Annotated in this window: 13 protein-coding genes; 5 read left to right on the top strand and 8 right to left on the bottom strand. The window is 61.6% G+C overall.

Going from position 1 to position 14,636, the window contains the following annotated elements; genetic code table 11:
* Positions 1–45: 45 nt before the first annotated feature.
* From NL123_RS17655 to NL123_RS17635, 5 genes are all read right to left on the bottom strand, one after another.
* Positions 46–813: an SDR family oxidoreductase gene (locus NL123_RS17655; RefSeq protein WP_071493152.1), complete on the bottom strand. Its 768-nt coding sequence runs from the start codon at positions 811–813 to the stop codon at positions 46–48.
* A 9-nt stretch (positions 814–822) separates the two neighbouring features.
* Complete coding sequence (locus NL123_RS17650) at positions 823–1,890, bottom strand: phosphotransferase family protein (protein ID WP_494355930.1); 1,068 nt, start codon at positions 1,888–1,890, stop codon at positions 823–825.
* A gap of 129 nt (positions 1,891–2,019) precedes the next feature.
* A complete protein-coding gene (locus tag NL123_RS17645; protein WP_248488106.1) occupies positions 2,020–2,973 on the bottom strand; it encodes a 2-hydroxyacid dehydrogenase in 954 nt (317 codons plus the stop codon).
* Positions 2,974–3,026: 53 nt separating this feature from the next.
* Entirely contained in the window at positions 3,027–3,551 is a 525-nt protein-coding gene (locus NL123_RS17640) for a cysteine hydrolase family protein (RefSeq protein WP_248488107.1), read from the bottom strand.
* Between the two features lie 183 nt (positions 3,552–3,734).
* Entirely contained in the window at positions 3,735–4,328 is a 594-nt protein-coding gene (locus NL123_RS17635) for a TetR/AcrR family transcriptional regulator (protein ID WP_494355929.1), read from the bottom strand.
* A gap of 284 nt (positions 4,329–4,612) precedes the next feature.
* Between NL123_RS17635 and NL123_RS17630 the strand changes: the two genes are divergently transcribed.
* Complete coding sequence (locus NL123_RS17630; protein WP_494355928.1) at positions 4,613–5,890, top strand: serine/threonine transporter; 1,278 nt, start codon at positions 4,613–4,615, stop codon at positions 5,888–5,890.
* Positions 5,891–6,067: 177 nt separating this feature from the next.
* Here the strand turns inward: NL123_RS17630 and acnB are convergent, their stop codons facing one another.
* Complete coding sequence (acnB, locus tag NL123_RS17625; protein ID WP_071487935.1) at positions 6,068–8,677, bottom strand: bifunctional aconitate hydratase 2/2-methylisocitrate dehydratase; 2,610 nt, start codon at positions 8,675–8,677, stop codon at positions 6,068–6,070.
* Positions 8,678–9,073: 396 nt separating this feature from the next.
* On the opposite strand from acnB, the gene NL123_RS17620 reads away from it, so the two are divergent.
* Entirely contained in the window at positions 9,074–9,544 is a 471-nt protein-coding gene (locus NL123_RS17620) for a DUF1289 domain-containing protein (RefSeq protein WP_248488110.1), read from the top strand.
* Positions 9,545–9,678: 134 nt separating this feature from the next.
* Here the strand turns inward: NL123_RS17620 and NL123_RS17615 are convergent, their stop codons facing one another.
* Entirely contained in the window at positions 9,679–10,542 is an 864-nt protein-coding gene (locus tag NL123_RS17615; protein ID WP_494355927.1) for a universal stress protein, read from the bottom strand.
* Between the two features lie 155 nt (positions 10,543–10,697).
* Here NL123_RS17615 and NL123_RS17610 point away from each other — a divergent pair, with 155 nt between their 5' ends.
* A complete protein-coding gene (locus NL123_RS17610; protein WP_494355926.1) occupies positions 10,698–11,300 on the top strand; it encodes a MiaE family protein in 603 nt (200 codons plus the stop codon).
* On the opposite strand, the gene NL123_RS17605 is transcribed toward NL123_RS17610, so the two are convergent.
* On the bottom strand, positions 11,256–12,455 hold the full coding sequence (locus NL123_RS17605; RefSeq protein ID WP_494355925.1) for an MFS transporter: 1,200 nt from the start codon (positions 12,453–12,455) through the stop codon (positions 11,256–11,258). The two genes, NL123_RS17610 and NL123_RS17605, sit on opposite strands and share 45 nt — an antisense overlap.
* A 157-nt stretch (positions 12,456–12,612) precedes the next feature.
* On the opposite strand from NL123_RS17605, the gene NL123_RS17600 reads away from it, so the two are divergent.
* Complete coding sequence (locus tag NL123_RS17600; protein WP_494355924.1) at positions 12,613–13,320, top strand: winged helix-turn-helix domain-containing protein; 708 nt, start codon at positions 12,613–12,615, stop codon at positions 13,318–13,320.
* Complete coding sequence (locus NL123_RS17595; RefSeq protein ID WP_494355923.1) at positions 13,321–14,598, top strand: ATP-binding protein; 1,278 nt, start codon at positions 13,321–13,323, stop codon at positions 14,596–14,598.
* Positions 14,599–14,636 lie beyond the last annotated feature (38 nt).

Here is a 14,636-nt window from a genome sequence, read left to right as displayed (position 1 = left end):
GCGCCAAGGTTACGCGCAAATCGATCTGTAGAAACCCAGGCGTACTCAGGACAGGAAACCACCGTCCACATTCAGCGATACACCGGTGGTGTAGCTGGACGCGTCACTGGCCAGGAACAGCACCGCACCGGCCATCTCGCTCGGCTCGGCCACGCGCTTGAGCGGGATCTGCGCCAGGGCCATTTTCAGGATCGAGTCGTTCTTGACCAGGGCCGAGGCAAACTTGGTGTCGGTCAGGCCCGGCAGCAGGGCGTTGCAGCGAATGCCGAACGCCGCGCATTCCTTGGCGAACACCTTGGTCATGTTGATCACGGCGGCCTTGGTCACCGAGTAGATGCCCTGGAACACACCCGGCGAGATCCCGTTGATCGAGGCGACGTTGATGATGCTGCCGCCACCGTTCTCGCGCATCAACTTGCCGGCTTCCACGGACATGAAGAAGTAGCCACGGATGTTCACGTCCACGGTCTTCTGGAACGCACCGAGGTCGGTGTCCAGCACGTTGCAGAATTGCGGGTTGGTCGCGGCGTTGTTGACCAGGATATCCAGGCGGCCGAACTGCTCGCGGATGCCGGCGAATACCTGGGTGATCTGCTCCATTTCTCCGATATGGCAGGCCACGGCCGTGGCCTTGCCGCCGTCGGCGATGATTGCGTCGGCGACGTGCTGGCAGCCTTCCAGCTTGCGGCTGGAGACGATCACGTGGGCGCCTTGCTGGGCCAGCAACTTGGCGATGGCCTCGCCGATGCCACGGCTGGCGCCGGAAACGAATGCGATCTTGCCATCGAGGTCGAACAGGTGGGTCTTGGACATAGCGGTTCCTTAAAGGGACGATTTGCTGATGACGTTCAGGCTCATCTGCTCGAGCAGCTTGTTCATGTGAATGAACTGCGCAAAGCGTTTGTCCTGGGTCTGGCCATGGAAGAAGCGGTAGTAGATCTGTTGCACGATGCCGGCCAGGCGGAACAGGCCGTAGGTGTAGTAGAAGTCGAAGTTGTCGATCTGCAGGCCTGCGCGCTCGGCGTAATAGTCGACGAACTCGCCGCGGGTGAGCATGCCGGGGGCGTTGCTCGGCTGGCGCCGCATCAGTTGCACCGGTGCCGGGTCCGCCGCTTCGATCCAGTAGGCGAGGGTGTTGCCCAGGTCCATCAGCGGGTCGCCGAGGGTGGTGAGTTCCCAGTCCAGCACGCCGATGATCTGCATCGGGTTGTGCGGATCGAGGATCACGTTATCGAAGCGGTAGTCGTTGTGCACGATGCTGGACGTGGGGTGATCGGCCGGCATCTTGTCGTTGAGCCAGGCGCGTACCGCTTCCCAGCGCGGTGCGTCGGGGGTCAGGGCTTTCTCGTAGCGGTCGCTCCAGCCGCGGATCTGGCGTGCCACGTAGCCCTCGGGCTTGCCCAGGTCGGCCAGGCCGCAGGCGTGGTAGTCCACCTGGTGCAGTTCGACGAACTTATCGATGAAGCTTTTGCACAACGCCTCGGTCCTGCTGGCGTCCAGGCCCAGTTCGGCTGGCAGGTCGGAGCGCAGGATGATGCCGTTGACGCGCTCCATCACATAGAACTCGGCACCGATCACCGACTCATCCGTGCAATGCACATAGGCTTTGGGGCAGTACGGGAAGCCGTCCTTGAGCTGGTTGAGAATGCGGTATTCGCGGCCCATGTCATGGGCGGACTTGGCCTTGTGACCAAAGGGCGGGCGACGCAGCACGAATTCCTGGCCGGGGTATTCCAGCAGGTAGGTCAGGTTGGACGCACCACCGGGAAACTGGCTGATCCTGGGCGTGCCGTCCAGGCCCGGGATATGGGCCTTGAGGTAGGGATCGATCAGGCTGGCATCAAGCTCTTCGCCTGGGCGAATCTGGGTCGATTGGTCGTTCAGCGCCATGCTTATCCCTTCTGCTTATTCTAAAGGCCTTGGACTATTTCCTAATCTAATGCGCGCAGCCGCCCAGCGACAAGGTCGGGGCGGCTTAATAGGTTAGCGTGTTGGACGATGATCAGCGTGCCTGATCGGTCATTTAGTGGGCGGGGGCAGGGCGACCGGGGTGAGCACCGGGCGGCCGGCAAAGTACTCCACCAGGTTGTCGGCCACGCGTTGCACGGTGTCGTGGGCGGCTTCCGGCGACAGTCCGGCCACGTGGGAGGTGAGCACGGTATTGCTGAGCTTCTTGAGCGCGTCGGGCACCTTGGGTTCGTCGTCGAATACGTCCAGCGCGGCGCCACCGATGCGACGCTGCTCCAGGGCGGCGACCAGGTCGGCGGTGACCACCACACTGCCACGGCCGATATTGACCAGGTAGCCATTCGGCCCCAGGGCATCCAGGGCGTGGCGGTCGATCAGGTGGCGAGTGCTGGCGCCGCCCGGCGTGGCCAGGATCAGGAAGTCCGAGGTGCGCGCCAGTTCAACGGCGGTGGCGCAGTAGGTGTAGTCCACATCGTCACGCGGTTGGCGGTTGTGATAGCTCACTTCCATGCCGAACCCCAGGGCAGCGCGCTTGGCGATCTCCATGCCCACGGCGCCCAACCCGAGAATGCCCAGTTGCTTGCCGCCCAGGGACGGGCGCATCACTTTGGGCCATTCGCTGCGGCGCACCGCGGCGTCGGTCTGCGGGATGCCGCGCACCAGCGACAGCAGCAACGCCATGGCGTGATCGGCCACCGACGGCGCATTCACCCCGGCGCCGTTGGTAACCACGATCCCGCGATTGCTGGCGGCCTGCAGGTCGACGTGTTCGTAGCCGGCGCCGATCACGCAGATGATTTCCAGCAGGGGCAGGGCGGCGATTTCCTCGGCGTACAAGCCCAGCGGGCCACGGGTCAGCACCGCCTTGATCTGGCTGCCGTGGGCCTTGATCGCTTCGGCGCGTTCGGCAGGGGTCGGCGCCAGGATCACATGAAAGTCATTGCCCTCGATGATGGGCAGGTATTCGTTGATGGTTTCAACCAGGACCAGAACAGTAGCGGTCATCGGAAGGCTCTTCCTGAAGGGTTTGAGGGGAGGAGTATGCCGTATTTGTGCGGTCAGAAGCGGATCTCGGCCACGCTGGCCCGCTTTACAAACGCACCGGCCAGGGTCGTATTGTGATGCTCGATGATCGCCTCGGCTTTTAGCGCCGGCGTGTCCATGCAGGTATGACCATCTTCGGGCAGCACCACCGAAAACCCCAACTCCACGGCGACCCGGCAGGTAGTGTCGATGCAGAACTGGGTTTTCATCCCGACGATCACCAACTCCTTGACCTGCGCCGCGCTCAGTTGCTGCTCAAGATCGGTGCCCAGGAAGCAACTGGGACGGGTCTTGTTGAACAGGTAATCGCGGGATTCGTCGACCTCTAGCTCATGCCACAGCTGCCAGAACGGGCTGCCGGCTGCAATCGGTGAGCCCCCAGGGCCGGTGTGGCGCGCCACGAAGATCGGTACGCTTGCGTTGCGCGCACGATGAATCAGCTGGTTGATGGAGGCGAGCACGCGTTCGCGTTCAAACGGTTTGTCCGGGCCATCGTATAAACCGGTTTGCATATCGATGATCAGCAGGGCGTCAGCCATGGTGTTGCTCCTGGTGGTTGCCGAACGGACGGAGCAAAAAAAGGCCCCGTCCATTGCTGGCGGGGCCTTGGGTTGGATCTGTGAAGTGTCTAGCTCAAGCACCCACAGCCACCGCGCGACCCGCCGTAAGCGGTCGTGATGGTGGTACGGGTGAGGACGAGCTGGATAATGTTCATGGCCCGATCATGCTGGGATGGGGGAAGGGCTGTCAACGGGCAACAGGGTATTTCTTGTAGCCTTCAGGAACTCGTCCGACAGGCTATTACCCCGTGTCGCACGCGCCAAGGTGACTGCGCCCACCATCATCGCGTAATGGGCCAGCATGGCTTGACGGTCTCCGTCGTCCAGTTGAGAGAAAATCTCCAGGGACTTTTCCACGCCTTCTATAAAGGTGTGCTGCAAGGCGGTATCAGCGGGTTCGTGGCACATATCCGGGGCGAAGGCCGAGACCGGGCAGCCGTCGCCGGGGTTGTCGCGGTGGGTGGCGGTCAGGTAAGGCCCCAGCACCGCCTGGCGGGCGGCCTGTTGATCATCGCTGTGCTCGATTTTGGCCTGCCAGCCCAGGTTGGCGTGCTCGAATGCCTGTTGGCAGGCTTCGGTGGCCAGGGCCTCCTTGGACGCGAAGTGCCCGTAGAACCCGCCGTGGGTCAGGCCGGCAGCGGCCATCACGTCTGACAGACTGATGCCGTGCAGCCCGCGTTCGCGAAACAGGTGCGTGGCGGCCTCGACGATGATTTCGCGGTTGAGATCGGCTTGTTTGCGGGAGACGCGAGGCATGGCGGGGCTCTCTGGATACACGGTGGGCGTTGTGTGAAAACTACAGTAACGTGTGAAATTCTAAAATAGATTTGTGCGGGAATGTATATCAGGTATCTCGCCAAGCGCCGCGAAAATCGCCGCCTACAGCCGCCCCTGCGGGCTTGCACCGCACCACCGTTCCTCAGCTAAGTCTTTGCTTATTCACAAGAATCCCGGACAATCCGGCCCCTTCTATGGTCGGGGCGCTGCCTGTCAGGTTTTTCTGACTCGTCCCGGCTGTGTAAATGCGGAGATCCGACCGGATGAATGATCAGGCCAATAGCGTCGACGAACGCTATGCAACGACACCTGCAACCCTCACAAGCTGGAGCCGCCAGGACACCACCTGGATGCTTGGCCTGTTCGGCACCGCCATTGGCGCCGGTACGCTGTTCTTGCCGATCAACGCGGGCCTGGGCGGCTTCTGGCCCCTGGTGATCCTCGCGCTGCTGGCGTTCCCGATGACCTTCTTCGCCCACCGTGGCCTGACCCGTTTCGTACTGTCTGGCCGTGCAGGCTCCGACATCACCGACGTAGTGGAAGAACACTTCGGCATCAAGGCCGGCGCGCTGATTACCTTGCTGTACTTCTTTGCGATCTTCCCGATTCTGCTGATCTACAGTGTGGCGTTGACCAACACGGTCGGCAGCTTCATGGAACACCAACTGCACATCGCGCCACCGCCACGGGCGATCCTGTCGTTCGTGCTGATCCTCGGCCTGCTGGGCGTGGTGCGTTGCGGCGAGCAAGTGATCGTCAAGGCCATGAGCCTGATGGTGTATCCGTTTATCGTCGCGTTGCTGTTCCTGGCGGTGTACCTGATCCCGCATTGGAACGGCGGCATCCTCAGCACCGCCAGCCAAGTCCCGGCACCGTCCGCACTGCTCAACACCCTGTGGCTGGCGATTCCGGTGATGGTGTTCTCGTTCAACCATTCGCCGATCATCTCGGCCTTTGCAGTGGACCAGAAGCGCCAGTACGGCGCCCACGCCGATGAGCGCAGCTCGCAGATTCTGTCCCGCGCGCACCTGTTGATGGTGGTGATGGTGCTGTTCTTCGTGTTCAGCTGCGTGCTGACCCTGTCGCCGGCGCAACTGGCCGAAGCGAAGGCGCAGAACCTGTCGATCCTGTCGTACCTGGCCAACCACTTCAATAACCCGACCATCGAGTTCGCAGCGCCGTTGATTGCGTTCGTGGCGATTGCCAAGTCGTTCCTGGGCCACTACATCGGCGCCAGTGAAGGCCTCAAGGGCCTGGTGCTGAAGACGGGGCGTCGTCCGGAGGCCAAGCGCCTGGACCGCATGACTGCGGCTTTCATGCTCGTGGTGTGCTGGATCGTGGCGACGTTGAACCCGAGCATTCTCGGCATGATCGAGGCGCTGGGCGGTCCGATCATTGCTTCGATTCTGTTCCTGATGCCGATGTATGCCATTCGCAAGGTGCCGGCCATGGCCAAGTACCGTGGGCAGGCGTCCAATGTGTTTGTCACGGCGGTGGGGTTGGTGGCGATTACTGCGGTGGTCTATTCGTTCTTCGCTTAAACCTGACGCGGTAAAAATGTGGGAGGGGGCTTGCCCCCGATCGCGGTGTCTCAGTGCCGGATTTATTGGCTGACCCACTGCTATCGGGGGCAAGCCCCCTCCCACATTTGTACTGCATTCCAGGCATAAAAAACGCCGCGTACCTCACGATACGCGGCGTTTTTTCACATCAACACCTTAGGCTTGAATCACCGGGATGTTGGCGCTTGCTGCGATCTTGCGGAACTCGGCGATCTGGTCGAAGTTCAGGTAGCGGTAGACGTCACTGGCCATGGTGTCCAGTTTCGCTGCGTAGCCCATGTACTCTTCGACGGTCGGCAGGCGACCCAGGGTAGAAGCTACCGCTGCCAGCTCGGCCGAAGCCAGGTAGACGTTGGCGCCGTCACCCAGACGGTTCGGGAAGTTACGGGTCGACGTCGACACCACGGTCGAATTCGGCTCAACACGTGCCTGGTTACCCATGCACAGCGAGCAGCCCGGCATTTCCATGCGCGCGCCAGCCTTGCCGTAGATGCCGTAGTAGCCTTCTTCGGTCAGTTGGTGAGCGTCCATCTTGGTCGGCGGCGACAGCCACAGACGGGTTGGCAGCTGACCCTTGACCTGCTCCAGCAGCTTGCCGGCCGCGCGGAAGTGACCGATGTTGGTCATGCACGAACCGATGAACACTTCGTCGATCTTCTCGCCGGCAACGCTCGACAGCAGGCGGGCATCGTCCGGGTCGTTCGGTGCGCAGAGGATCGGCTCGTTGATGTCGGCCAGGTCGATCTCGATGATTTCGGCGTATTCCGCGTCGGCATCGGCTTCCATCAGCTCAGGGTTCTTGACCCAGGCTTCCATCGCTTGGGCGCGACGTTCCAGGGTGCGTGCATCGCCGTAGCCTTCACCGATCATCCAGCGCAGCAGGGTGATGTTGGAGTTCAGGTATTCGGTGATCGACTCTTTCGACAGCTTGATGGTGCAACCGGCAGCCGAACGTTCAGCCGAGGCGTCGGACAGCTCGAAAGCCTGTTCCAGCGTCAGGTCGTTCAGGCCTTCGATTTCCAGGATGCGGCCGGAGAAGGCGTTCTTCTTGCCTTTCTTCTCTACAGTCAGCAGACCCGACTGGATCGCGTAGTAAGGAATGGCATGAACCAGGTCACGCAGGGTGATGCCAGGCTTCATCTTGCCTTTGAAGCGCACCAGGATCGATTCCGGCATGTCCAGTGGCATTACGCCAGTGGCTGCGGCGAACGCAACCAGACCGGAACCGGCCGGGAACGAGATGCCCATCGGGAAACGGGTGTGGGAGTCACCACCGGTACCCACGGTGTCCGGCAGCAGCATGCGGTTCAGCCAGCTGTGGATGATGCCGTCGCCTGGACGCAGCGATACACCGCCACGGGTCATGATGAAGTCAGGCAGGGTGTGGTGGGTGGTCACGTCGATCGGCTTTGGATAGGCCGCGGTGTGGCAGAACGACTGCATTACCAGGTCGGTCGAGAAGCCCAGGCACGCCAGGTCTTTCAGTTCGTCACGGGTCATCGGACCGGTGGTGTCCTGGGAACCCACGGTGGTCATCTTCGGTTCGCAGTAGGTGCCAGGACGAACGCCTTTGCCTTCTGGCAGGCCGCACGCCTTGCCGACCATTTTCTGCGCCAGGGTGAAGCCTTTGCCGGTGTCGACAGGCGCTTCAGGCAGCTTGAACAGGTCGGTTGGGCCCAGGCCCAGCTCGGCACGGGCCTTGTCGGTCAGGCCGCGACCGATGATCAGCGGGATACGGCCACCGGCGCGGACTTCGTCCAACAGCACCGGAGTCTTCATTTCGAAGGTGGTGATGACTTCGTCGGTGCCGTGTTTGCAGACCTTGCCAGCATGCGGGTACAGGTCGATCACGTCGCCCATGTTGATGTTGGAAACGTCGAATTCGATGGGCAGTGCGCCGGCATCTTCCATGGTGTTGTAGAAGATCGGGGCGATCTTGCTGCCGAAGCAGAAGCCGCCAGCGCGCTTGTTCGGCACGTACGGAACGTCGTCGCCGAAGAACCACAGTACGGAGTTGGTCGCGGATTTACGCGAGGAACCGGTACCGACCACGTCACCGACGTAGGCGATCGGGAAGCCCTGGCCGCGCATTTCTTCGATCTGCTTCATCGGGCCGGTCTTGCCTTGCTCGTCCGGCACAATGCCTTCACGGGCCATTTTCAGCATGGCCAGGGCGTGCAGTGGGATGTCGGGACGGGACCAGGCATCCGGCGCAGGGGACAGGTCGTCGGTGTTGGTTTCGCCGGTCACCTTGAATACGCGCAGGCTGATCTTGTCGGCCAGGGTAGGGCGGTTGCGGAACCACTCGCCGTCAGCCCAGGACTGGATCACGGCTTTGGCGTGTTCATTGCCGTTACGGGCTTTTTCGGCCACGTCGTGGAACGCATCGAACATCAGCAGGGTGTGCTTGAGTTGGGCGGCGGCGACGGGAGCCAGTGTGGCGTCGTCCAGCAGCTCGACCAGGGTCACGATGTTGTAGCCGCCTTGCATGGTGCCAAGCAGTTCAACGGCGCGTTTCTTGTCGATCAGGGGGGAAGTGGCTTCGCCCTTGGCCAGGGCAGACAGGAAACCGGCCTTGACGTAGGCAGCTTCGTCAACGCCTGGTGGAATGCGGTTGGTAATCAGGTCAACGAGGAATTCTTCTTCGCCAGCCGGGGGATTTTTCAGCAGCTCGACCAGGCCTGCGGTTTGTTCGGCGTTAAGCGGCTGGGGAACAATACCCAGGGCTGCGCGCTCTTCGATATGTTTGCGGTAGGCTTCAAGCACAGTTATTACCCTCATCAGTGGTCCCACGGGACGCTCATCCAGAAATGAACGGCACGCATGCGCTCGGGGGCTTTTTGGGCCGCAAAGCCAGCGCTGCCGGCATTCCTCACAGAAGCTGCTTTCAAAGTTTTACGCCTGCAGAACGGAGCTGATGAGGGTTGGCGAGGGCTCTGACCTACCGAGTCATGACCCGCGCCAACACCGTTCTGAAGGAACGACTGTGCTCGTGACGCTTTGAAAACAGCTTCCAGCGGATTATTGGCGCCTTACAAGGCCGGATGATTCTACGGCAAAAAATTTCTAAAGGTAAGTTGCCTGACCAAGTTTGCTGGGTGATCGAGCTTAGACAAAGGGCTAACATGGCGCATTGTTTTGCTGATCTGCGTGCCGTTACCCATGTCCAACCAAACCATCAAGACCCCCTGCGTCGGCCTGTGCTCCACGGTTTACGGCGATCTGGTGTGCCGGGGCTGCAAGCGCTTCCACCACGAAGTGATCCAGTGGAATGGCTATAACGAAGAAGAAAAACGTGCGGTCTGGCTACGCCTGGAGCAGCTGTTGGTGCAGGTAATGGCCGGCAAACTGGAGGTTTTCGACCCCAAGACCCTGCGCGGCCAGTTGGAACAGCGCAAGATCCGCTTCGTGCCGCACCAGTCCGAGTACTGCTGGGCCTACCAGTTGATCGCCCGGGGGGCGCGGGTGATCTCCAACCTGGAGGCCTATGGCATGGTGCTATTGCCGGAGTTTCGCGACTGGCCGTTGCCGGACCTGCGCGATGCGATTGATCGGGAGTTCTTTATCCTGTCCGAGGCGCATTACCAGCGCTATATCGCGCCGGGGTTTCTGCGCGATGTGTTTTCCAACTGACAACGGATAACCCCTGTGGGAGGGGGCTTGCCCCCGATGGCAGTGTGTCAGCCTGGGATTTATCCACTGACACACCCTCATCGGGGGCAAGCCCCCTCCCACATTTTTTATCTTCATTGTTTGAAAGGTCGGCATCAGGTCTTGTTGGCCTGCTCCACGAGGCGATCCATCACTTCGTCAGGTTTCAGCACCAGTACGTCACTTTCCAGGGCGTCCAGCACCACCTCTGCGGTGTTACCGATCAGCGCCCCGGAAATCCCGGTGCGCCCTACGGTGCCGATGATCGTGACCGCCGCCGACAGTTTGTGGGCAAGGTAGGGGATCAGTACATCGGCAGGGCCTTCTTCAATATGCAGGTGTTTGTCATCCACATCGAACTCCGCCTGGAACGCCCTGCATTGCTCGCGATACCGCGCCTCGATGGTTTCCTTGAGCTGGAACGTCGGGTCCGCCGCCGACAGCATCGGCGAAGGATGCGCGCTGATCACATGCAACTGCGCCTTGGCCAGGTTGGCGATATCAAAGCCATGGTCAATGATCGAATTGTGCAGCGAACGGTGTTCGCCATCGGTATTGCCGACGTCGATCGCCGCCAGGATCTTTGCGCCCGTCCAGGGTGTGGACGTCTTGACCAGCAATACCGCACTCGGGCAATAGCGCAGCAGCTTCCAGTCCGCCGGCGTCAGCAGGGCTTTTTTCAGCGGGTTGTCCGGGAAGTGCTGCTTGATCACCAATCCGCAGCCCTCGGCCTGCTGCACGTCGATGATGGTTTCATGCAGGCTGGCATTCCACGCCTGTTCGGTGCTGACGCTGTAGCCGTCCTCCTTCAAACCCGCCTTGAGCAGGGCCAGCAGCGCCGAGTGCTCATGCTTCTTGTCGCACACCAGCAAGTGCAGGTGCGCATCGGTGACCCCGGCAATCAGCTTGGCACGCTTGAGGGCCAGGCTTTCCGAGTGCTCGGGTTCGATGATCACCAGGATGCTGCGGATGGCTTGCATGATCGGGATCTCCATAAAAAGGACGGGGGCCTGGAACAACTATAGTTGCTGGCGTGCGCACGTCATGTTGATGCACATCAAGGCCGGTGGCTGGTGGTCTGCGGCGGGGTCGGTATAATCGCCGGCCTTTTGTGATCCTTTTGCCCGTGAGCCCGATGAACCTGCCAGAAATCCACGAATTCCTCGGTTGCCGCACCCCTGATGCCTGGGTCCAGGCCGCGCTGGCCAATCAGGAAACCCTGCTGATCGACCACAAGAACTGCGAATTCAAAGCCGCCAGCACCGCCCTGAGCCTGATCGCCAAGTACTACAGCCATGTCGACCTGATCAACATGATGTCGCGCCTGGCCCGCGAGGAGTTGGTGCATCACGAGCAGGTCATGCGCCTGATGAAAAAGCGCAAGATCGAGCTGCGCCAGCTGCATGCCGGGCGCTACGCCTCGGGCTTGCGCAAAGTGGTGCGCAGCCATGAACCGGTGAAACTGGTGGATACCTTGGTGGTCGGCGCCTTTATCGAAGCGCGCAGTTGCGAGCGTTTCGAAGCCCTGGTGCCGCATTTGGACGAAGAACTCGGCAAGTTCTACTTCGGCCTGCTGAAAAGCGAGGCGCGGCACTTCCAGGGTTACCTGAAGCTGGCGTACCAGTATGGCGACACCAAGGACGTCGCCCAGGTGATCGAGCGGGTGAGGGCGACCGAGCAGGACCTGATCGAGTCACCCGACATCGAGTTCCGCTTTCACAGTGGCGTGCCAGCCTGAGGCCACGGCCACACCGAGCAACGCGGCGATCCCGGTCAGCAGCAGGATCACCGTCTGCGTCCCCAGTGGCGCCGCCAGCACCGCCACCGCCAGGCCGGCCAAGGGTTGCGGCAGGTTGTTGAGTAGGGTGATCACGCCCACGGTCTTGCCGAAGTCCTGCACGGGGATCACCCGCTGGCGGGTGCTGCGCAGGTAGACGTTGAACATCTTGTCGAAGCCGGTCACCAACAGGAAACCCACGGCGTACAGCCACACGCCTGGGCTTGCGGCCATGATCAACGCCCCCACGCCGATCATCGAATAGGACAAGCCGCCCAGTACCTTCAACGGCAGTCCGGCCCGGGCCAGGTAAAACAAAATTCCGATGGTCACTAATGCGCCCGCTGCCTGCAGCAAGGCATAGGCGTCCTTGCCCGCCGCAAACTGGCCGGTGACCATCGCCGCCGACGTGGCCAGGGTGACGCCAATGATCAGGTTCACCCCCACGGCCAGGGTGATGATCCGTTTCAAGTCCGGCAGGTTGCGGATATGCCCGAACGCAATCTTTAGCGGTCGCAGCCAGATGTCCTGATGCTGTTCGAAGGTTTCCAGGTGCGCCGTGCTGGAGCGTTGCCACACGCGCATCGCCAGGTCGGCCAGCACAAACAATCCGGCCACGGCCAGTACCACCCAATGCCAGGCCCAGACTTCCAGCATCAGCGCCGCCACCAGCGGCCCCAGCACCAGCCCGCTCTGGTCGGCGATCTGCGAGTAGGAGAGGGTCTTGGCGTAGCTGTAGTGCGCGAAGATATGCGGCATCAGCACTTCCCGCGCCATGATGCCCTGGGTCGTGAGCACCCCGCACAGCGCCGAGAGCAGGACAATCCAGTAAAGGCCATCGAACACCCCATACAACACCACCGCGAGCACGCACGCCAGCGCCCGGTATACCTGGCTGATCTGCAGCAGGCGCACCGGCGTGAACTTGTCGCACAAGGCGCCGCACACCGGGAACGCCAGGTAACGCGGCAGCGACTCGACGAAGAATGCCAGCCCGGCCCAGGCTACACTCTGGGTGGTCTGGAATACGATCAGGGGCACGATGAACAGCAGGATCTGGTCCGCCAGCCGCGACAGGAACAGCGAAACAAAGAACGCCAGGTAATCCTTGCGCATACAACTCCCTGTGGACGGCGTTAAAGAGTGCGGGGTATTTGTTAAAAACTCTTAAAAGCATGAAGCTTCGTCGGCAGCCGCTGCGCAGTTGCTTTAGTTGCGCAGCTTGCCACCTATAATGCCAGCTCTTCAATCCGCGTCTGCACACTGAGAACTTATGGAAAACCTGGGGTTGGGCAAGGTCTTGCTCGTTGAAGACGACGAAAAACTCGCGGGGCTCATCGCGCACTTCCTGGCGCAGCATGGCTTCGAGGTGCGCGTGGAGCACCGGGGCGATGAGGCATTGGCGGCGTTCCTGGAGTTCAAGCCGAAGATCGTCGTGCTCGACCTGATGCTGCCTGGCCAGAGTGGCCTGCATGTGTGCCGCGGGATCCGCGCCGTGTCCGACACGCCGATTGTGATCCTCACGGCCAAGGAAGATGACCTTGACCACATCCTGGGCCTGGAGTCCGGCGCCGACGACTATGTGATCAAGCCGATCAAGCCGCCTGTGCTGCTGGCGCGCCTGCGTGCGCTGCAACGACGCCAGGCCCCGGAGCCGACCGTGCGCGGTGCCCTGGCATTCGGGCGGTTGGCCATTGATCGCAGTTGCCGGGGCGTCAGCCTGGGCGACGACAAGATCGATCTGACCACCATGGAGTTCGAGCTGCTGTGGCTGCTGGCCAGCAACTCGGGCACGATCCTGTCCCGCGATGACATCCTCAACCGCATGCGCGGTATCGCGTTCGACGGCCTCAACCGCAGCGTCGACGTGTACATCAGCAAACTGCGCAGCAAGCTCAACGACAACCCCCGTGAACCGGTGTGTATCAAGACCATCTGGGGCAAGGGCTACCTGTTCAATCCGTTCGCGTGGGAGGCTTAAATGCTGCGGCTGTTTCTGCGCCTGTATGTGATCCTGGCGCTCGGTCTGGCGGGGGCGATCTGGCTGGTCAACTACACCTTCGACGAGCTGTTGCCCGAAGCCAACGAAACCTATAACCGCGAAGCCTTGCGCGGCCCGGCGTATGCCCTGGTGGAGCAACTGCGTCCGCTCAGGGCCGACGAACGCCCGGCCCGGCTGGCTGAGCTGCAACCCCATTACGGGCTGCACTTGAAGTTGGTCCAGAAGGACACCCAGGCACTCACCGAGCGCGAGACGCAACTGCTGGCTGCGGGTTTGCTGGTGGTGCGCGGTGATTTCATGGAGTTTCTCACCAGTATTGACGGCGGCCCGCAACTGCTGGAAATCAAGCTGCCGGAAGAACCCAAGTGGCTCTACCTGTGGGCCTATGGTTTCCTCGGGGTGTGCCTGGCGATCGTGCTGTATTTCTGGGTACGCCCGCACTGGCGCGACCTCGAGCATATTCGCCTGGCCGCACAACGCTTTGGTGACAACGACCTCAGTTCTCGCATCCTGCTGCCGCGCCGTTCCACCGTGCGCGAACTGGCGGGGCACTTCAACCAGATGGCCGAGCGCATCGAAAGCCTGATCGCCAACCTGCGCGAACTGACCAATGCGGTGTCGCACGAGCTGCGCACGCCGATTGCACGCCTGTCGTTCGAGCTCGACCAGCTCAAGCAACAAGCCGACCCGCGTCTGCGTGGCGAACTGATCGCCGACATGTATGCCGACCTGGGCGAGCTGGAAGAAATGGTCTCCGAACTGCTCACCTACGCCAGCCTGGAGCGCGGCGCCACCCAGGTCACCCGCGAGCGCATCGAGGCCCACAGCTGGCTCGACAGTGTGATCGGCAGCGTGGCGCTGGAGGCCGAAGCCGCGGGCATCCAGTTGTCGTTGCGCACCTGCGAAGTGGACTATATCCAGATCGAGCCGCGCTTTATGGCGCGTGCGGTGATCAACCTGCTGCGCAATGCCATTCGGTATGCCGAGCGCCGTGTGGAAGTGTCGTTGGTCAAGTTCGGCAGCGGGTATGAAGTGCGGGTGTGTGATGACGGCCCTGGCGTGCCGGAGGAAGGCCGTTCGAAGATCTTCCAACCCTTCATGCGCCTGGATGCCAGCCGTGACCGCCGCACCGGTGGCTTCGGCCTGGGCCTGGCGCTGGTGCAGCGGGTGTCGCAGTGGCACGGTGGCCAGGTGCAGGTGCAGGATTCGGAATGGGGCGGCGCCTCCTTCCGGATGACCTGGGCTTACGCCGAATAATGTGGGAGGGGGCTTGCCCCCGATGGCGGTGGATCAGT

This window comes from Pseudomonas sp. FBCC-B1565 (assembly GCF_059133265.1).
Note: the sequence above shows the minus strand (reverse complement) of the source record. Positions and strands in the feature narration are given on the sequence as shown.